This is a genomic window from uncultured Microbulbifer sp. (assembly GCF_947498635.1).
Taxonomy (GTDB): domain Bacteria; phylum Pseudomonadota; class Gammaproteobacteria; order Pseudomonadales; family Cellvibrionaceae; genus Microbulbifer; species Microbulbifer echini.
The window spans coordinates 67,089-85,850 of the sequence record NZ_CANMKV010000002.1; the positions used below are offsets into that span (position 1 = coordinate 67,089).

19 protein-coding genes are annotated in these 18,762 nt (G+C 53.2%); 9 read left to right on the top strand and 10 right to left on the bottom strand.

Translation table 11 applies throughout. From position 1 onward, the window contains the following. Positions 1–34: 34 nt before the first annotated feature. The 4 genes from ruvB to Q1A69_RS01515 form a co-directional block, all read right to left on the bottom strand. A complete protein-coding gene (gene ruvB, locus Q1A69_RS01500) occupies positions 35–1,057 on the bottom strand; it encodes a Holliday junction branch migration DNA helicase RuvB (protein ID WP_299580024.1) in 1,023 nt (340 codons plus the stop codon). A 24-nt stretch (positions 1,058–1,081) separates the two neighbouring features. Then, positions 1,082–1,693, bottom strand: coding sequence for a Holliday junction branch migration protein RuvA (gene ruvA / locus Q1A69_RS01505; RefSeq protein WP_299580027.1), 612 nt, complete (start codon positions 1,691–1,693; stop codon positions 1,082–1,084). A 59-nt stretch (positions 1,694–1,752) separates the two neighbouring features. Next, the gene (gene ruvC / locus Q1A69_RS01510; RefSeq protein ID WP_299580030.1) at positions 1,753–2,280 is read right to left on the bottom strand and encodes a crossover junction endodeoxyribonuclease RuvC; all 528 of its coding nucleotides are present in this window, start codon (positions 2,278–2,280) and stop codon (positions 1,753–1,755) included. Positions 2,281–2,394: 114 nt separating this feature from the next. Then, complete coding sequence (locus Q1A69_RS01515) at positions 2,395–2,994, bottom strand: TetR/AcrR family transcriptional regulator (RefSeq protein ID WP_299580032.1); 600 nt, start codon at positions 2,992–2,994, stop codon at positions 2,395–2,397. 153 nt (positions 2,995–3,147) lie between these two features. Between Q1A69_RS01515 and Q1A69_RS01520 the strand changes: the two genes are divergently transcribed. After that, positions 3,148–3,678 carry an HPP family protein gene (locus Q1A69_RS01520; RefSeq protein WP_299580035.1) on the top strand — a complete coding sequence of 177 codons (531 nt, stop codon included), beginning with the start codon at positions 3,148–3,150 and terminating at the stop codon, positions 3,676–3,678. A gap of 112 nt (positions 3,679–3,790) precedes the next feature. Here Q1A69_RS01520 and Q1A69_RS01525 read toward each other — a convergent pair whose 3' ends face one another. From Q1A69_RS01525 to Q1A69_RS01535, 3 genes are all read right to left on the bottom strand, one after another. Then, positions 3,791–4,534, bottom strand: coding sequence for a YebC/PmpR family DNA-binding transcriptional regulator (locus tag Q1A69_RS01525; protein ID WP_299580038.1), 744 nt, complete (start codon positions 4,532–4,534; stop codon positions 3,791–3,793). A 105-nt stretch (positions 4,535–4,639) separates the two neighbouring features. After that, on the bottom strand, positions 4,640–6,418 hold the full coding sequence (gene aspS / locus Q1A69_RS01530; RefSeq protein ID WP_299580040.1) for an aspartate--tRNA ligase: 1,779 nt from the start codon (positions 6,416–6,418) through the stop codon (positions 4,640–4,642). A gap of 77 nt (positions 6,419–6,495) precedes the next feature. Continuing rightward, entirely contained in the window at positions 6,496–6,765 is a 270-nt protein-coding gene (locus Q1A69_RS01535) for a zinc ribbon domain-containing protein (RefSeq protein ID WP_299580043.1), read from the bottom strand. A 288-nt stretch (positions 6,766–7,053) separates the two neighbouring features. Between Q1A69_RS01535 and Q1A69_RS01540 the strand changes: the two genes are divergently transcribed. From Q1A69_RS01540 to Q1A69_RS01560, 5 genes are all read left to right on the top strand, one after another. Beyond that, positions 7,054–7,455: an HU family DNA-binding protein gene (locus Q1A69_RS01540; protein ID WP_299580046.1), complete on the top strand. Its 402-nt coding sequence runs from the start codon at positions 7,054–7,056 to the stop codon at positions 7,453–7,455. A gap of 244 nt (positions 7,456–7,699) precedes the next feature. Next, on the top strand, positions 7,700–9,430 hold the full coding sequence (locus Q1A69_RS01545; RefSeq protein ID WP_299580050.1) for a proline--tRNA ligase: 1,731 nt from the start codon (positions 7,700–7,702) through the stop codon (positions 9,428–9,430). Positions 9,431–9,648: 218 nt separating this feature from the next. Further along, positions 9,649–10,215, top strand: coding sequence for a lytic transglycosylase domain-containing protein (locus tag Q1A69_RS01550; RefSeq protein WP_299580053.1), 567 nt, complete (start codon positions 9,649–9,651; stop codon positions 10,213–10,215). 3 nt (positions 10,216–10,218) lie between these two features. Further along, the gene (locus Q1A69_RS01555; RefSeq protein WP_299580056.1) at positions 10,219–11,289 is read left to right on the top strand and encodes a helix-turn-helix transcriptional regulator; all 1,071 of its coding nucleotides are present in this window, start codon (positions 10,219–10,221) and stop codon (positions 11,287–11,289) included. Positions 11,290–11,406: 117 nt separating this feature from the next. Further along, positions 11,407–12,309: a sterol desaturase family protein gene (locus Q1A69_RS01560; protein WP_299580059.1), complete on the top strand. Its 903-nt coding sequence runs from the start codon at positions 11,407–11,409 to the stop codon at positions 12,307–12,309. Positions 12,310–12,355: 46 nt separating this feature from the next. Here the strand turns inward: Q1A69_RS01560 and Q1A69_RS01565 are convergent, their stop codons facing one another. The 3 genes from Q1A69_RS01565 to Q1A69_RS01575 all read right to left on the bottom strand — a co-directional run bounded on the left by Q1A69_RS01565 (position 12,356) and on the right by Q1A69_RS01575 (position 15,172). Continuing rightward, positions 12,356–12,760: a DUF4345 family protein gene (locus Q1A69_RS01565; RefSeq protein ID WP_299580062.1), complete on the bottom strand. Its 405-nt coding sequence runs from the start codon at positions 12,758–12,760 to the stop codon at positions 12,356–12,358. A gap of 590 nt (positions 12,761–13,350) precedes the next feature. Further along, positions 13,351–13,827, bottom strand: coding sequence for an Lrp/AsnC family transcriptional regulator (locus tag Q1A69_RS01570; protein ID WP_299580065.1), 477 nt, complete (start codon positions 13,825–13,827; stop codon positions 13,351–13,353). A gap of 136 nt (positions 13,828–13,963) precedes the next feature. After that, a complete protein-coding gene (locus tag Q1A69_RS01575) occupies positions 13,964–15,172 on the bottom strand; it encodes an aminotransferase class I/II-fold pyridoxal phosphate-dependent enzyme (RefSeq protein ID WP_299580068.1) in 1,209 nt (402 codons plus the stop codon). Positions 15,173–15,835: 663 nt separating this feature from the next. On the opposite strand from Q1A69_RS01575, the gene Q1A69_RS01580 reads away from it, so the two are divergent. The 3 genes from Q1A69_RS01580 to Q1A69_RS01590 all read left to right on the top strand — a co-directional run bounded on the left by Q1A69_RS01580 (position 15,836) and on the right by Q1A69_RS01590 (position 18,434). Then, complete coding sequence (locus tag Q1A69_RS01580) at positions 15,836–16,573, top strand: S41 family peptidase (RefSeq protein ID WP_299580071.1); 738 nt, start codon at positions 15,836–15,838, stop codon at positions 16,571–16,573. A 157-nt stretch (positions 16,574–16,730) separates the two neighbouring features. Continuing rightward, complete coding sequence (locus Q1A69_RS01585) at positions 16,731–17,444, top strand: amino acid racemase (protein ID WP_299580074.1); 714 nt, start codon at positions 16,731–16,733, stop codon at positions 17,442–17,444. A gap of 57 nt (positions 17,445–17,501) precedes the next feature. Further along, a complete protein-coding gene (locus tag Q1A69_RS01590) occupies positions 17,502–18,434 on the top strand; it encodes a DUF4124 domain-containing protein (protein ID WP_299580077.1) in 933 nt (310 codons plus the stop codon). The last annotated feature ends 328 nt before the right edge of the window (positions 18,435–18,762 follow it).

The window sequence follows — 18,762 nt, forward strand, 5'->3', positions numbered from 1 at the left end:
TTACACAGACCCGGCAGTGCCGGGCAAAAGGTTCTCAGCCAGTTCTATCCGGCTTGGCTAGGCCGAAGTGTTCGTAAGCGAGCCCAGTGGCCACCCGCCCGCGGGGCGTTCGGGCAATATAGCCCTGCTGGATGAGGTAGGGCTCCAGCACATCCTCCAGGGTGTCGCGCTCTTCGCTCACCGCGGCGGCGAGGCTATCTATCCCCACGGGACCGCCATCAAACTTCTCTATCATCGCCAGCAACATACGCCGATCGAGGGAATCAAACCCTTTTTCATCCACATTAAGCATATTCAGGGCGGCATCGGCGATAACCGGATCTACTGTGCCATCGCCTTTAACCTCCGCGTAATCACGCACACGGCGCAACAGACGATTGGCGATTCGGGGCGTACCACGGGCACGACGCGCCACTTGCAGAGCGCCGCCCTCATCCATTTCCACCCCCATCAAACCGGCTGAGCGGCACACGATACTGGTCAGGTCTTTTACGCTGTAGAACTCCAGGCGCTGCACAATGCCAAAGCGATCGCGCAGGGGGGAAGTCAGCAGCCCAGCCCTGGTTGTGGCACCGACCAAGGTAAAAGGCGGTAAGTCCAACTTGATCGAGCGCGCCGCCGGCCCTTCGCCGATCATGATATCCAGCTGGTAGTCCTCCATGGCCGGATACAGGACCTCCTCCACATGGGGGCTGAGGCGATGAATTTCATCGATAAACAGCACATCCCCCGGTTCCAGGTTGGTCATCAATGCAGCCAGATCACCGGCCTTCTCCAGCACAGGCCCCGAGGTGGTCTTAATCGCCACCCCCATCTCCGCGGCAATAATATTTGCCAGAGTGGTTTTGCCCAAGCCTGGTGGGCCGAATACCAGGGTATGGTCCAGGGCCTCTTTGCGCAGTTTGGCGGCCTGGATAAAGATTTCCATCTGCTCGCGCACCACCGGCTGGCCCACATAATCAGCCAGACTTTTGGGGCGCACGGCGCGGTCGTACTGCTCTTCCTGCCCAGAGGGCCCGGCGGGTTCTGGGGCCACCAAACGATCGGCTTCAATCATCACAACTACTCCAGGGCACTCGATTTAGGCGGGTGCCATGCCTTTCAGGGCCAGGCGAATCAGGGTTGCACTATCGGCATCAGCCTGCTCCTTGCCGGCGCGGGCCACCATTTTACTGGCCTCGGTAGGCTTATAGCCCAGAGCCACCAAGGCGCTCTCCGCCTCACCGGTATGGTCCACCTTGGGTACCGCGGCCGCGGCCATCAGCGGGATATCGTTGACGTCGCCAAAATCCGGGGTCAACTTATCGCGCAACTCGACAATCAGACGCTCTGCGGTTTTCTTGCCGACACCGGGTACTTTTACCAGGGCCGCCACATTATCCTCGGCCACGCAACGCGCCAAAGCGGCGCCGTCGAGGCCGGATAAAATAGCTAGCGCCATTTTTGGCCCCACACCACTAACTTTGATCAAGGTGCGAAACAGTTTGCGGTCAGAGTCGCGAACAAAGCCATAGAGCTGCTGGGCGGTTTCGGAAACCGCCAGGTGCGTGTGCAGCTGCACAGGCTGGCCCAGGGCGGGCAACTCAAAAATCGTGGTCATGGGCGCGAGTACTTCGTAGCCTACCCCCTGCACATCTATCAGCAATAAAGGGGGCTGTACCGCAGCCAAAGTGCCACTCAGTCTTCCAATCATGTGTTGTTCCAGGTTTGTCTATCGCTGCCCGTGTGAGGGGCTAACTTTTTAAGCGTGCGCTATACGCTGAGGCGGCCACGGCGGAAGCGACTGCGCGCACCGCCCGCGGTAAAGACCAGGGTCTGTTCCGTGTGCATATGGCACAGCGCCACAGCGAGGGCATCGGCAGCATCCTCCTGAGGTGTGCCCGGCAGAGACAGCAAGGTCTTGACCATATGCTGTACCTGTAGTTTGTCGGCAGCGCCGCTGCCCACCACCGCCTGTTTGACCTTGCGGGCCTCGTACTCAGCTACAGCGAGGCCACTATTGGCCCCGGCCACAATGGCCGCACCGCGCGCCTGTCCCAACTTCAAGGCGGAGCCCGCACTCTTCGACATAAATACGTTTTCAATTGCCATCTGCGCCGGCTGGTATTGCTGGGCAATCTGGCTTACCGCATCGAAAATCAATTTCAGGCGCTCCGGTAGGGGCCCCTCGGGGATACGAATCACACCACTGGCCACATAGCGCGCTTTACCCCGCTCTACATCAATAATTCCATAGCCCGTCTTGCGCGAGCCGGGGTCAATCCCCAGGATGCGGGTCAAGTGGCAACTCTCCAAATATCTGTATGTTTATATAGTGGCGGGAGTGTCCCAAGGTGGAAGCAGGGCGTCAAGGGAGAGGGTAAGCAGGATGCTCAAAGATTGCTGGCCGACAGTTTAATTAAAGCTATCCGTCTTCCCCTCCGTCACGGCCCTCGCCTTGTTAGCAGAGAAGCTTTTCGCGGCCAGTGCTCTGGCCCCCAGGCGATAAACCTCTTCGCATCCGGTTACCTCGCCAAACTCCGCCCTCACTGTCATACCTTCCAAGAAGGTCAAAATAACTTCTGTCTTAGCCTCTACCCCCGGCTCACCCGGCTCGAAAATTGAGTGCAGCAGCGACTTCAGCCAAGCCTTATGCACCATCGCCTGTTGTACCAGGATTTCATCGTGCCCCCGAAATTCAGCCAGGGCATGCATGAACATACAGCCTTTGAAGTCGGCGGCCCTAAACCAGGAAAAATGCCAATCCAGTATTGCCTCCAGCCGTTTATCCGGGTTTGCTGCTGCCGATATCACAGCGGTTAACTCCGCCTCTAAACATTGGTGCCGCCGGATCAGTACCGCCTCAATTAACTTATTTTTCGAGCCAAAATGTCGATACATCGATGTCTTGGAAACTTTCGCCTTATCCCGGATCAGGTCGACCCCCACGGCGGTGTAGCCAAGCGTATTAAATAGTGCTTCCGCCGTATCCAGAATCTGTTCTTTCTTATTCATCACGAATTTTTCTCAGCGAGCCTCTATAGCGATAGGAGATTGTGCCCATGTGTACAGATCTGTATCATAGCACCAAGCAGTATGTACAGATTTGTACACACTGCTTGGTGCGACTACTCATAAATACGCCTGGCGACCCGAAGGAAGTGACCGATGAAGAAGTTACGTGGCGGCGGTGCACTGCCACCCAAACCAAAACTTATCCAAATGATAAGAGGCTTTATCGGCGGTTTTACCAGTATTTTATTACTTGGCGCTTTGGGCCATCTCACCGGGACCCCCTGGCTGATGGCACCCTTCGGTGCGACATGTGTACTCTTATTTGCCGCCCCGGCCTCACCTCTGGCACAACCGCGCAATGTCATTGCTGGTCACCTCATCACTTCGACGGTGGGTCTGGTTGCGCTCTACGGCTTCGGTGATTCAATCCTGGTGATGTCACTGGCAGTCGGTGTATCCATCATGCAAATGCAGTACTTCCGCGCGGTACATCCACCCGCCGGAGCCAACCCATTAGTCATCATTCTTGCCGGCCAGGATGTTGTGGGGTTCGACTACCTGCTGGCACCGGTGCTGACCGGAAGTATCGCGTTAGTTGCGGTCGCCTCATTGATCAACAACTGTGGTGAAGAAACTAAATGGCCCGTGTACTGGCACGGTTTCAGCCGCCGGAAAGCGAAATAAGAATGGCGAAATTGGTTTTGATCTCTGTGCGCCATGACTGGATGAAATTATCAGATGGCTGACCACCGGGGGAAACCGGGCAGGATAATTCCTGCCCGCAAACAAACAGACCTCAGCCCAGCTCTTCCATAACCTCGGCGGGAATATCCGCATTGGTGAAGACATTTTGCACATCATCGAGATCTTCCAGCATCTCGACCAGGGCCAGGACTTTTTCCGCGCCCTCTCTATCCAATGGGATAGTGGTCGAGGGGATCATGGCAATTTCAGCATTATCCGGGGTGAAACCGGCTGCAACCAGGGCATCTTTCACCGTGAGGTAGTCTTGGAACTCGGTGGTAACCTCAACGCTGCCGTCGTCATTGGACTCGATATCTTCAGCACCCGCCTCCAGGGCCGCTTCCATCAATGCCTCTTCGTCTACACCCACTTCGTAGAACATCTGACCTTTGCGCGTAAACAGATAGCTCACGGAACCATCGGTACCCAGATTGCCACCGCGCTTGGAAAAAGCATGGCGCACTTCGGCTACCGTGCGGTTGCGATTGTCTGTGAGGCACTCCACCAGTACCGCTACACCACCGACACCGTACCCCTCGTAAACCACCGCCTCATAGCTGTCTCCATCGGCATTACCTGCCCCGCGGGCGATGGCCTTATCAATGGTGTCACGCTTCATGTTCGCGCCCAGAGCCTTGTCGATAGTGGTGCGCAGCGTCGGGTTATCGTCCGGGTTGCCCCCCCCCTTGGCGGCCACGGTCAACTCGCGAATAATTTTGGTGAAAATCTTGCCCCGCTTGGCATCCTGAGCCGCTTTGCGGTGCTTGATATTGGCCCATTTACTATGTCCGGCCATAGTCCGTCTCTCTTCAGTCAGTGCGAGGGATGGGCCCGTTAGCGAAGCGAATTGCCCATCTCCACGATTTGATGGGCTCGCTTCGCTCGACCCATCGGGGAAAAGTCAGCTGATTTTTTCTTCTTTTTGGCGCAGGCGAATACTCAGCTCACGCAACTGCTTGGCGTCCACTGCGCCCGGTGCATCGGTCATTACACAGGCGGCGCTCTGGGTTTTGGGGAAGGCGATAACATCGCGAATCGAATCGCTGCCGGTCATCAGCATCACCAAACGGTCCAGGCCGAAGGCCAGGCCGCCGTGGGGCGGAGCGCCGTATTTGAGGGCGTCCAGAAGGAAGCCAAATTTCTCCCGCTGCTCCTCTTCAGAGATGCCGAGGATACGGAAAACCGCCTGCTGCATAACCTGGTCGTGAATACGCACAGAACCACCGCCCAATTCGGTACCGTTCAGCACCATATCGTAAGCGCGGGACAGGGCTTCGAGTGGGTTTTGCTCCAGCGCCTCCGGGCTGCAGGATGGCGCGGTGAATGGGTGGTGCAGCGCGGTGAGGCTGCCGTCATCATTTTCCTCAAACATGGGGAAGGCCACCACCCACAGCGGTGCCCACTCACTGGTGTACAGGTTGAGATCTTCGCCCAGCTTGCAGCGCAGGGCGCCCAGGGCCTCGGAGACTACCTTGGCCGTATCCGCACCGAAGAAAATAATATCGCCAGTCTCCGCCTCCAGGCGATCGAGGATGGCCGCGCGGGTTTCGATGGGCAGGAACTTCACGATGGGCGACTGCAGACCATTCTCCAGGTCGGAGCGGTCGTTGACCTTCACATAGGCCAGGCCCTTGGCCCCATAGATACCGACAAACTTGCCATAATCGTCGATCTGCTTGCGGGTCAGCTTGCTGCATCCCCCGGTAACCTTGATCGCAGCCACGCGGCCCTTGGGATCATTGGCCGGACCGGAGAACACCTTGAAGTCCACCTCGGCCATCAGGTCTTTAATTTCTACCATTTCCAGAGGAATACGCAGGTCCGGCTTGTCGGAACCGTAACGCAACATGGCCTGGTAGTGGGTCATGCGCGGGAACTCACCCAGTTCAATCCCCTTCAACTCCTTGAACAACTTGCGCACCATGCCCTCAGTGATCGCCATAATCTCTTCCTCGTCAAGGAAAGAGGTTTCAATATCGATCTGGGTAAATTCCGGCTGGCGGTCGGCGCGTAGGTCTTCATCGCGGAAGCACTTGGCAATCTGGTAATAGCGGTCGAAACCGGACACCATCAGCAACTGTTTAAACAGCTGTGGGGACTGCGGCAGGGCGAAGAATTTGCCCTCGTGGGTACGGCTCGGCACCAGATAATCGCGCGCACCTTCCGGGGTGGCGCGCGTCAGAATTGGGGTCTCGATATCGAGAAAGCCGTGCTCATCCAAATAATTGCGGATCGCCGTGGTGAGCTTGGAACGGAAATACAGGTTGTTCTGCATTTCGTTACGGCGCAGATCAAGATAGCGATACTTAAGGCGCACATCCTCACCCACTGCCGTATGCTCGTCCAATTGGAAGGGCACTGTTTCAGCGGTATTGAGAATTTCCAACTCGGTGCCGTAGACCTCAACTTCACCGGTCACCATATTCGGATTGAGGGCCTCCGGGGCTCGGGCGCGTACACGGCCAGTCACCTTGAGTACATATTCGCTGCGCACGCGATCGGCCATCTCAAAATGCTCGGCGGCATCCGGATCGAAGACCACCTGCACGATACCCTCGCGGTCACGCAGGTCAATGAAGATCACTCCGCCGTGATCGCGGCGGCGATCGACCCAGCCACAGAGGGTTACTACACGGTCTATATCCGCGGAACGAAGGACGCCACAGTAGTCGCTGCGCATGGATGAAAATTCCCGTTATCGATAGGTAAAAAGGTTAAATAGAGAGTACACCGCACAAGCGGCTCCGCACAGCGGATTCAGGCCGTCTTCGCCGCCGCCTTTGCCGGCTGGCCACTCTTGGCCTTGGCACCATTCGCGGCATCGCCGGCCAGATTTTTCTTACTGCCGGTTTTGAAGTCTGTTTCGTACCAGCCGCCTCCCTTAAGGCGGAACCCCACTGCAGAAATCTTCTTGTGCAACTCGGCCTCATCACAAGCCGGGCAGTCTTTAAGGGGATCATCGCTCATGCGCTGCAGGGCCTCCATCTCGTGGCCGCAGGCATTGCACTGGTATTCATAGATCGGCATTACTCAGTACCTGATGCTGGAAAAAGGGGAACAGAGTATACATGAGCCCCCCAGATGGAAGAAGCAACCCCTCCCTTTTGACCTTTGTGGAAGGGGTTTGGGGTCTCAAATTAAGTAGGAAATAGGGAAAAAGCACTGTTTTTCTAGTATTTCCCCGTGCGACCAAACAAAAACTATATATACTTCCCCCCATCACCCGCTGAGGCGTCGTTTTGTGAATGCAGCGCAGCGGGAGACCGAACACACTTTTACCGGATACACACCGAACAACAAAGAAGGAAGTAAGCCATGGCTATCGCCAAAAAAGCTGCCAGCAAAACCGCTGCCGCCAAGAAGGCCCCAGCAAAGAAAGCCGCTCCAGTTAAGAAAGTAAAAGCAATCAAAGAGAAGTTCACCAAGACCCAGATGTTGAACCAGATTGCGGAAAGTACTGAACTGTCCCGCAAGCAGGTTCAATCTGTTCTGGACGAGCTGAGCGATATTATCGAAGGTCACATCAAGAAGCGCGCCGTCGGTGAGTTTTCCCTGCCGGGCCTGATGAAAATCACCACCGTGAAGAAGCCGGCCAAGAAAGCCCGCAAAGGTATCAACCCCTTCACCGGTGAAGAAACTGTATTCAAAGCCAAGCCGGCCAGCATTCAGGTGAAAGTTCGCCCACTGAAAAAGCTGAAGGAAATGGCGGAGTCCTAAGACTTCCCAGCCTTCATGCAAAAAGCCCCGCACTCGCGGGGTTTTTTATTGGCCCTGAATACTCATCAACGCTTACCATCGCCCCACGCTGTCATCGCTCCTCTCCGGCTCCGGTAAACTGCGGCAAGCGGTTTTCCGAAGAAGGCAACCAAGTCTTACCCGGCGAAGTTATTCCGCAATATTTATTAGCCGGTGAATAGCGTAAAATATCCAGCTTACCGATAATTGAACCCAGTTTATTCCTATGCGCGCATCCCGTTATCTCATCGCCACCCAGAAAGAAACCCCTAACGACGCGGTAGTAATCAGCCATCAGCTGATGCTGCGCGCGGGTATGATCCGCCGCCTCTCCTCCGGCCTCTACACCTGGCTGCCCACCGGTCTGCGTGTACTGCGCAAGGTGGAGCGTATTGTGCGTGAAGAGATGGACTGCGCCGGCTCCCTGGAAATGTTGATGCCGGTAGTGCAGCCTGCTGAACTGTGGGAAGAGTCCGGTCGCTGGCAGCAGTACGGCCCCGAATTACTGCGTATTAGTGATCGCCACAATAACGATTTCTGCCTGGGCCCCACTCACGAGGAGGTCATCACTGACCTGATCCGCAATGAAATCAAAAGCTACAAACAGCTGCCGGCCAATTTTTACCAGGTGCAGACCAAATTCCGCGATGAAATCCGCCCGCGTTTCGGGGTGATGCGCGCGCGCGAATTCACGATGAAAGACGCCTACTCCTTCCATGTGGACGCAGACTCCCTACAGGAAACCTACGACATCATGCACGGCGCCTACTGCCGTATTTTTGAGCGTATCGGCCTGGATTATCGCCCGGTACTAGCGGACACCGGTTCTATCGGTGGTTCCAGTTCCCACGAGTTCCACGTGCTCGCGCAAAGTGGCGAAGACGATATCGCTTTTTCCAGCAAATCCCGCTACGCCGCCAACGTAGAACTGGCCGAGGCGGTGGCCCCGACCGGCGAGCGCGCCGCGCCCAGCCAGGAAATGCAGGAGGTCCACACACCAAACCAGAAAACCATCGCTGCAGTGAGTGAGTTCCTGCAGAGCGATCCCGCCCACTCAGTAAAAACCCTGATTGTGCTGGGTGAATGTGAAGAGGGTGAAAGCGCACCACTGGTGGCACTGGTACTGCGTGGCGACCACGAGCTGAATGAACTGAAAGCGGAAAAGCTCAGCGGTATTGCCAGCCCGCTGCAATTCGCCCCGGAGCAGCGTATCGCCGAAGCGCTGGGTTGCCATATCGGGTCTCTAGGCCCGGTGGGTATGAAGGTCGAAACGATTGTGGATAGATCTGCAGCACACCTGGCAGACTTTATCTGCGGTGCCAACCGCGACGACTACCACTACACCGGCGTCAACTGGGGTCGCGATGTAGCACTCAGCCGCATAGAAGACCTGCGCAATGTAGTCGCCGGCGATATCAGCCCGGATGGCCAGGGCACCCTGGAAATCAAGCGCGGTATCGAAGTTGGCCATATTTTCCAGCTGGGTGAAAAGTACAGCCGCGCTATGAATGCGACGGTACTCGACGAGAACGGCAAAGAGCAGGTCATGCCTATGGGCTGTTACGGCATCGGCGTATCGCGCATTGTCGCCGCCGCTATCGAACAAAATTACGACGACTCCGGCATTATCTGGCCCGACGCCATTGCACCTTTCCAGCTCGCCATTGTGCCCATCAACATGCACAAGAGCGATTTGGTTCGCGAAAAATGCGAACACCTGTACGAATCCCTACGCGCTAAAGGTGTCGATGTACTGCTGATGGATGAGCCCAAAGCCCGCCTCGGTGCCATGCTCGCGGATGTCGAGCTGATCGGTATCCCCCACCGTATCGTGATCGGCGACCGCGGACTGGAAAAAGGCGTGGTGGAATATAAAGGACGCGCCGATGCCGAGAGCCAGGAGTTCGCCGTCTCCCAACTGGAAGACGTATTGCTGGAGAAGTTTGGCCATAATTAACCCGCCCAGCCGGCAGATGAATTTTCATCTGCCGGCTTCTCGCCCGTGAAATACCGGCATAGAGAGCAAATTTGCGGATATTTCACTCGCTGGCGCCGGTCCACCAGCGGCAGCAGCACACTTGCACTCCCTCGCCGCCCCAACTTCTTAGTGAATTTTGCGTAAAAGGTCCATAAAAGGCGCTACCCAATCGCCCTAGATCTCGTAAAATTCCCGGCATGATAAGAAAAGCCATTACCACACTGGGGTTCGGTCTGATTTGCTGCAGCGCCATCGCCCAGAACAGCGCGAAAGAAGTGGATCCTGAGCTACGCCTCGCCCTGCGTGAAGCCATTACTCAGGCGGATAGTTTTGCCGATCGCTTCGATGCGGAAGTGTGGTTGATGTCCAAGTCCCAGCCGCTATCCCGCTATATCAAAGACCCCAAAAGACGCATGCACGTACTCAAGGCGGTGCACCGCGAGGCGATCCGAGCGGAGCTGCGCCCGGAAATTGTCCTGGCGGTGATCCAGATTGAGAGTGCCTTCAACCCCTACGCGGTATCCCGTGTGGGCGCCCAGGGAATGATGCAAGTGATGCCATTTTGGAAAAATGAAATCGGCCGTCCCGATGACAACCTAATTGATATGGATACCAACCTGCGCTACGGCTGTACCATCCTCAAACACTACATCAAAAAGGCCAAGGGAAACCTCGCCAACGCGCTCGCCTACTACAACGGCAGCTACGGTCGCCACACTTATAGCAGCAAAGTCCTGGATGCCTGGGCCAGCCGCTGGAGATAGGCCATGACTTCCGGCTATTTGTTTTTTTCCGGCGGTGCCTGCGCACTGCTATTACTGGCCGCCACCAAAGTTTCCGTGCATCACCGGCAACTCGCTGCCGGGCGCTGGCTGATACTGGTGCTGCTTGGTGTTATTTGTTATCTGCTACTGCCCACGCTGCCGCCGTTTAGCGGCCTTGGCGGATTACTCCTTCACCTGCCGATCATTCTGGTACCCGCCGCTTTCTGGCTGTTTACCCACCTACTCTGTCGCGAGGAGGAACCGTTCCCCCCCTGGGGCTGGCTTCCCATCGTTCTCTCTATTGTCTTTAGCCTCGCCGCGAACCACGCACCAATCCCCCTGGGCAACAAAACAGAAGCAGCCTTTTTTAACTTGTCCCAATTTACCCGCCTGGGCCTGATCGGCCTGGGAATGTTCACTCTATTGGGTCAGTTTCACTCGGACTTGGTTGAAGAACGCCGCCGTTTGCGCGCCATTCTGCTAATTGCGGTGGGCACCTATATGTTGATTGTGATCGGCGCCGAGTCCCTATTTGCCTACAGGCCAGTTCCCGATGGTGTGCCAACCTTGCATGCACTACTCGCCAGCCTACTGTCCCTGGCTGCCTGTCTGTGGTTGCTGGCGCTCTCCCCCAGCGCGATAGGGGAATCCCTGTCACAACCTCTGGCAGAGGTTCCCTTAATAGAGGAAGTGCTACCTCCGCCCCCCCTGCCAAGCCTGGATGAACCGCAACAGGCGCAACTACTAAAGCTTCAGGAGCATATGGAAAATGGCGGCTACCGATACACAGGGCTGACCATACGGGAACTGGCTGACCAGCTGGGCACCCGCGAACACTTACTGCGTACTCTGATCAACCGCCACCTGGGATATCGCAATTTCAACGAATACTTGAATCACTTCCGAATTGACGAGGCCAGTGCCCGCCTGGCGGATCCAGGCCAGGCACACCTGCCAGTACTCTCGATCGCTCTGGATATCGGTTATCGATCCCTCAGCCCCTTCAATGCCGCCTTTAAGCGCCGCCACAACCAGACGCCCACGGAGTACCGCCGCGACAAGCTGCCCGCCTGAATGCAGAACCATTCGGAATTCGTCAGCATTTTTTCATTTTCCGCAAGCCACCCGCAGGAAACCTCCCCAGACTGAAGCCATCACGACAAGTGCTACCTGCGCAGCCAGAACCTCTGGGTGGCCGGGGACGCCGACCGCTCCACTAAGGCTGCGGCAAAGACTATGGATGGTGAGACTATGGATTTCCTCGCAGATGTGGCTCACTACGGAGCCATCCACTTCAAACTGACCCTATTTCGCTATGTGCTGGCGGCCTCGGTTATGAGTATCTGCGCGGGCTGGCTGTTTCGCGCCTGGATGAACCGGCGCCGTATTCAGAAACGCCGAGCAAGCTGGGGGGATATTCGAAGGGAGGTCAGCTACTCCATGCTCACCGTCTGTATTTTCACCCTGTTTGGTATCACCATTAACCTGTTGCAGGATATGGGTATCGCTAAACTCTACTGGAACTGGAGTGACTACCCTTTGTGGTGGGGCATTCTGAGCCTGCCGGTGGTACTTCTTCTCCATGATGCCTATTTCTACTGGACCCACCGGGCCATGCATCATCCGAAGGTGTTTAAGCACTTCCACCGCCTGCACCATATATCGCGAACCCCCACTCCCTGGACAGCCTACAGCTTTTCCGTGGGAGAAATTTTTATCAACGGTCTCTTCTCACCACTTATTGCACTAACCATCCCTCTGCACCCAAGTATCTGGCTCAGCTTTCTATTTATCATGATTTTCCGCAACGCCATGCTGCATACCGGGCGCGAGTTCCACCCGCGTGGCTGGGTCGATGGCGCACTGGATAATATGACCACCACAACCCACCACGATCTGCACCACCAGCGCTTTCAGGGCAATTACGGCTTTTACTTCACCTGGTGGGACCGATTAATGGGCACGGAATTTAAGGATTACAAAGAGGTATTCCGCCAAGCTGTGGATGGCAAATTACACGGGGAACAGCAGCCGCAGGAGGGGACGCTAGCCGGAGCGGCTGCCGATTCCGAGCCGGGAAAGATAACCGCTTAATCAAGAGGCTCCTCGCCTGAAGGCCTCTCATCGCGAAAGAACAGGGCTAGTGTCCGTGCTGCAGGGGCAACCAGCGGGATTCTCGATAGCAATAGAGCCCCCAAAGTACCATGACCACTTCCAGGGCAAAAAACAGTAGGTTGCGCTCATCAAAACTACTACTGGCAAACATGCCGAAAAGGCGACCGGCGGCAAAACCAATATACGCAATGGATAAAGAAGCATAGGCGGCGCGGCGATGGGGCCGCATGGCTAGCGCCACCAGTAGAATGACCGCGATGGCCAACATAAAGCCCGCATAAGTTGCCAGGAACTCGGGTACTGCAGTGGGAGCCGTAAAGGTAAACCCAATAGCCGCGGCAAAGGCCTCTGGATTAAATAAAGCTCCAAGGCCAATAGACGCAAACACCAATAGATTGAGAGTCAGGTAGACCCGTCCTAAATATTTCAACTGCCACTCCCCTGCACTGGCGGTAATTACCAGCCCCTGGCGAGCAGTTTCCCCAACCGCTATCGCCGCACAGAAGCCTGACTAAAGTATATATGAGGTTGCAACCGCCACTCTTCTAATTAGATCACTAACCTTGCATCAATTGTCAGGAAATAGAGGATTGCTCTCTTCGTATTGATACCGCGCAAGCAGGCTGTTCAACTCAACAGTGAACTGAGCCAGTTTGGCCTTGCACAAAACGCAACCGATACCAATGGCAGTATCAGCCAGAACAGCCCACACAACATTTGGCGAGCGATGCCAAGCCTCAAACTTAACACGCTTGTACAAGAACACGGGGTATACCGCAATGCAATTGCCATATTCAAAGCGCGGATTGAGCACCTTTTCGCAATCTTTACACTATTGAAAGACTCCGACATAAAGCGCGCAGCTTTAAAGCCATGCGATCGGGTATTGAGTAACGGACAGGGAATCTCGAGATGGGGCCGACAGGGCCAATGAAACCGCTGCCACACAGAGACCGCTACCGCATAAGCGGCTTGAAGCAGCAGCGGGCAGAGAAACAAGCTCACTGCCCACTGGAGCTTCTAATCCTGGAATAAAAGCGCCAGGGGGTAGCCGGTAAAAGGCTTGGTTTTTTCGATAACCAAATGCGAAGTCATACGGGAGATAGCCGCCTCCTCATTCGCCAGCAGCTGCTCGGAGACTTTATTGAAGTCCGCCGCATCCGGGCAGATAAAGCGCAACATGTAATCAAATTCACCGGACATCTTTACACAGGAAACGATCTGCGGGATATCGCTGATAATCCGGCGGAAGTTCTCGCTGGTGCGCGCATCCTGACGTTTCAGGGCCACATTCACATAGAACTCTGCATGTCGCACCTTATCCAGGTTGATCTCGGCGAGGAACTCACGGATATAGCGCTCGCTGGTGAGGCGTTTCACCCTGGCCAGGCAAGCACTCTCCGACAGTCCAATTTGTTCACTCAAATTCAGGTTACTAATACGGGCGTTGGTTTGCAGAGCCTGCAAAATACGCAAATTATGCCGGTCAATTTTCACGGAGCTGATTTCTTTTGAATCTGAAAGGGGGCAAGGATAGCGGTATTCGCCTGAGGCTGAAACATTACAGCCTCAGGCAACAACAAAGCCAGTACCTCAGCAAGGGAGGACTGTGTACTGGTGACCGCCGCTTGGGTTAACTAGCCTGGCGATTTGCACAGGTAACAAAGCGCTCAATTCGATCCAAAGCGCGTGATAACTCGGCCTCATCCGCCGCGAGGGTCAGGCGTACGTGATTCACCGCGCTCTCACCAAAGGGGGTTCCCGGCAGTACCGATACCCGCTCGGCCTCGAGCAGGGCCTCGGCAAACACCTGCCCAGAGCTGGCCACCTCGGACACATTCACCATCACGAACATACCGGCTTCCGGGCTGTAACAGCTGAGCCCTGGAATTCTGCCAATACGCTCCACAATCAGATTGCGGCGACGCTCATAGGCTTCGCGCATCTGCTTGACGAAGTAGGAATCGAACTCTAAAGCAAAAGCCGCCGCTTCCTGAATAAACTGCGGACAACCAAAGATAGTAGCGCCGGCAAACGCCACCAGGCGGTCCACTAAGGGCCCGCGCGCCACGGCCCAGCCAAGGCGCCAACCGCTCATGGCGTGGGACTTGGAGAGGCCATCAATCACCACAATATTGTCCAGCGACTCGGCTGCGGTGCGCAGGGAGGTATGGCGGCGCGCAAAAGTGATCATGGAGTACATCTCATCGCACACTAGCCAGATATTGCGCTCACGGCAAAAAGCCGACAGCTCACGCAGCTGCTCCGGGCTGGCCATAGCACCGGTAGGGTTAACCGGAGTGTTGATCATTACCACCCGGGTCTCATCACTTACTGCAGCCTTAATTGACTCTATGTCGAAAGCAAAATCCCGCTCTGCCGGGCAGGCCACCCGCTTTACTGAAAGCCTGAGGCTATCGCAAATGGGAACATAACCGATATACATCGGCTCGGGGATCACAATCTCCTCACCAGGGTTCAGCAGGCATGAAAGCACCCCGTAAATCGCATTGGTACCGCCGGGAAACACGACAACATCATCGGGATTGCAAGGGTGTGGTGACACCCTACTCTCTATATCGGCAATGGCACGGCGCAACACCGGCTCACCGGCAGCGGGTGAGTAGTGGGTGCGCCCCACGCCCAAACGCGCGCGGGCAAAGTCCAGGATTGGCTCGGGGGTATCGAAGTTCGGGTCTCCCACACAGAGGAAAATGACATCCTCTCCCTTGCTGGCAAGATGGTGGGCCCGGTCGCTGACGGCCCATACATTGGAATCCTCACAGTTCAGGGCCTCGCTCTGCAGGCTGAATCGGGGAGTAAAATCTGTCACGTTTTTCACTATTTATCTGCCATTTATGTCCGCTAAGGTAGCAATCATCAAAGTAATCTATGGCGCTATATCGGCGTATATTTCGCATTACCCAGAAGATTCCAAAGGGATTACCGCAGAAAATTCTGTGGACATTTTCCTTCAGTGAGTCTTCCTGTAGAGGGTCAAGAAAGGTGTGAGGAGGAACCTCATAAGGGTTTCGAAGGGATTTCGAAAGCGGCAAATCGAAACTCGCCTCTTCGGCACTAGAGTATGACTATTAAGTCAGTCTATTTTTGGAGACTCTGTCATCCAACAGGCCTATAAAGAGACATGCTAGGAGAGCGCCAACGCTACAGCCCCGATAACTTAAAATAACCACCTAAGGCTTGAGCCCAAGCATTAAAAGACTAATAAAAACGAGCTTAACAAACATGAAAAAATACTTGGCCATTCTCCCCCTGCTTATGCCAAGCCCCAGCTTCTCAACAACTTTTTCAGCAGAGCAAAAAAGACTCTGATTGATACCGTTGAGCGTGAGATTTCCAGACAATATATACTCCAGGAAAATATTCCCGCAATACATAAAAGCTTACAGAAAGCCTCACAATCCGAGGCCGTGGAGCAGGCAGAAACCCCCGAACTGGCTGCCAAAGTACTTTCAAAAGTACACGAGAAACATTTTGGTGTGCGGTGGTCTGCCCCAAATGCCTCTCACAACCAACCAAAACACGAAAACTGGTTCACCAAACTGGCCCGAAAAATTCTGGATTTACCCGTATTGAAACCCTTGAAGGTAATGTTGGCTATATTAATTTTTGGGGTTTCGATCAAGTTAATGATGCATCAAGAAAACGCGTTGAAGCCGCTATGGCTCTAATTGAAAACACTAATGCCAGCATTTTCGACCTAAGAAGTAATGGTGGCGGTGATAGCAATATGGGTCGCCTGATGAGTAGCTATCTCTTTGAGGAGCCAACCCATTTAAACAGCATTTACTGGAAAGCTACAGACAGCACTACTGAATTCTGGATTTTCGAAAAAATCAATGGCAAAAGAATGGCCGACACTCCAGTATGTATTTTAACCAGCGAAGATACCTTCTCCGCTGCTGAATCGTTTGCCTATTACTTAAAACATCTCAAGCGAGCCGCCATTATTGGTGAAACAACCAAAGGAGGCGCGAACACCTGGCAACTTTTCCAGTTAGACAACACATTCGGAGTGGTAATTCCAATTGCCAAGGCAATAAACCCTATAACCAAAAATCACTGGGAAGGCACAGGGGTTCAACCCGATATAAAAAGTTGCAGGGAGTCGCGTTTAATACGGCTTATCGATTATCACTTCAACAAATACAATTATCTGCGGTCAATTCTCAAAAAAATCAAGGAAATTAAAGAGCAATTAAAACCGCTGGAGCCCAACTAAGCTTCATAACGATAAAAGTTAATTCAATAAAAGAAAATTCAGCATCTCAGATGCATGTCAGTCGTAGTCACCGAAGAAAGGCATACAAGGACGTCTTTAAGACCCATCTTATAGCGAAGGCATTCTTAATTTTTCAGATGAATAGTGGAGTGAGTAAGTGAAGGATCCTAAACAGATAAAACATATCGGTATTGTTGGCTGCTCTGCAGAGGGAGCAGCCCTTTGCTACAAAACGATTTGTACAGAGAGTGGCAAGTATCTCGGTGAACATGCCCATCCCGAGATATCCATGCACACCCACTCCCTCGCTCGCTATGTGGAATATTTGGATTCCAGTGATTTTCAAGGTATTAGCGACTTAATGCTCTCATCCGCTGATAAGCTCAAATCCCAGGGCGCCGATTTTTTGATCTGTCCAGACAACACTATCCACCAGGCATACGAATATGTCGTAGAAAGATCACCCCTGCCATGGCTACATATTTCCGATGGTGTAATTGCTGCAGCAATCTCTAAGGGTTACAAAAAGCTGGGATTACTTGGTACCCACTGGCTGGTAGAGAGTGATGTCTATCCGGCAAAACTTTCAGACGCACACCTCAGCTGGTTGCGCCCACCACAGGAAACCATTACCAGGATTGGTTACCTGATTATGAATGAGCTCGTCAATGGCATTTATAGAGTGGAGAGTGTGAAATATTTTCAGGACACAATAAGAAGTTTGAAAGAAGCAGGGTGCGATGCTGTAATTCTTGGCTGTACAGAGATACCACTCATTATCAACGATAGCAATTCAGCACTCCCAACGCTAAACTCCACCCACCTATTAGCTCAAGCGGCGATATTTAAAGCAATATCCACGCTTAAATAATTCGCCTACAAGATGAACAAGTGTACCAAATCTTATTATTAAAGAGAGTTTCGAGCAGTGACTACTTATCTGTCGGCCATAGCAGCCCTTTTCCTATCACTAACCTCGTTCACTGCCATAGCCAATATCTATAAGTGGACAGATAAAAATGGCCAGGTACATTTTAGCGATCAGAAAATAGACAGTGTTCAACAGGAAGTCATAAAGCCCAAAAGCCATACGTCCTATTGGTCACGCCATGACATTTCTGTAGAGGCTGTCGACACCAATCTCAGCAAACAAGAGCTAAATAAGATTGTTGAAGATGTAAATCTTGTTTATGAATTTTATGATCGTGTTCTATTTTTTGATTTCTACAAGACAGTACCAGTAAAAGTTCTCGTTCTCAAAGATAAAAAAGCCTACTACGAACATTTAAGGGAAAGAATGGGGAAAGAGCCATCAAGCTCATATGGAGTTTATTTTCCTCAAGATAACCAGATCATAGTTTACATACAAAAAGAAAGGGCAAGGACCTTTCGCACCATCAAGCATGAAGTTAGCCACGCGATCACTGATACGGTAACCCCCTACTCACCATCCTGGCTCAATGAAGGATTGGCCGAGCAGATGGAAACTCTCTCAAGGTCAGGTGAACAGCTGCGTATCACCCGCCATATGGAAAATTACAGGTGGATTAATCCTCCCGAGTACAGGGAGCAACTTATGGATATAGCCACCTTCCTGAGCCTGCCCAGCAAAAACTGGAGGCACCAATTGAGAAGTGGTAAAGCAAGATTACAGCCACAAACCGGTCAATTTCTATACTTTCTGCTTTCAACACCGACAGGCAAAAGCTTTGTCATTCGGCTAATACATAAATTCGAACGTGGAGATCGCACCCTATCCTATTACCATGTAGACAAGGACTATATCGGCGGAATAAAAAGCCTTGAGATCAACTGGAGAAACTGGCTAAGTGGAGAAACCGAAAAACATATCAATTTTTAAAGTCTACATATAAAAATTCTTATTACGAACTCAATTTACCCGGTATTTAGAGGCACCCACCATCGAACTGTTTCCTAAAGGAATACCAATAATTTTATAACTTTCAGCGACGAGGATAATTCTTCCTGAAAAATCCACGAGTAAAATTCGAAAAATGCAATAATTCAACAGCTCAGATCGAAAAGCTTTCCCCTTAGAAAATTTCGATCTGGCATCATGTTTTTAGAAAGCTGATTAACATCAGCTCACTTGAGACTCCTGACTAGGAGCGGAAGATAAATAGCTTACAGTCCGCTGACCTTCTTCGTTATTAGTAAGTATTTCTCTT

Excerpts from the sequence above, each read along its gene's own strand:
- Q1A69_RS01550 (WP_299580053.1), top strand. The coding sequence starts at position 9,649 with ATGATAAGAAAAGCCATTACCACACTGGGGTTCGGTCTGATTTGCTGC.
- Q1A69_RS01545 (WP_299580050.1), top strand. The coding sequence starts at position 7,700 with ATGCGCGCATCCCGTTATCTCATCGCCACCCAGAAAGAAACCCCTAAC.
- Q1A69_RS01525 (WP_299580038.1), bottom strand. The coding sequence starts at position 4,534 with ATGGCCGGACATAGTAAATGGGCCAATATCAAGCACCGCAAAGCGGCT.
- Q1A69_RS01520 (WP_299580035.1), top strand. The coding sequence starts at position 3,148 with ATGAAGAAGTTACGTGGCGGCGGTGCACTGCCACCCAAACCAAAACTT.
- ruvA (WP_299580027.1), bottom strand. The coding sequence starts at position 1,693 with ATGATTGGAAGACTGAGTGGCACTTTGGCTGCGGTACAGCCCCCTTTA.
- Q1A69_RS01515 (WP_299580032.1), bottom strand. The coding sequence starts at position 2,994 with ATGAATAAGAAAGAACAGATTCTGGATACGGCGGAAGCACTATTTAAT.
- aspS (WP_299580040.1), bottom strand. The coding sequence starts at position 6,418 with ATGCGCAGCGACTACTGTGGCGTCCTTCGTTCCGCGGATATAGACCGT.
- Q1A69_RS01535 (WP_299580043.1), bottom strand. The coding sequence starts at position 6,765 with ATGCCGATCTATGAATACCAGTGCAATGCCTGCGGCCACGAGATGGAG.
- Q1A69_RS01540 (WP_299580046.1), top strand. The coding sequence starts at position 7,054 with ATGGCTATCGCCAAAAAAGCTGCCAGCAAAACCGCTGCCGCCAAGAAG.
- Q1A69_RS01555 (WP_299580056.1), top strand. The coding sequence starts at position 10,219 with ATGACTTCCGGCTATTTGTTTTTTTCCGGCGGTGCCTGCGCACTGCTA.
- ruvB (WP_299580024.1), bottom strand. The coding sequence starts at position 1,057 with ATGATTGAAGCCGATCGTTTGGTGGCCCCAGAACCCGCCGGGCCCTCT.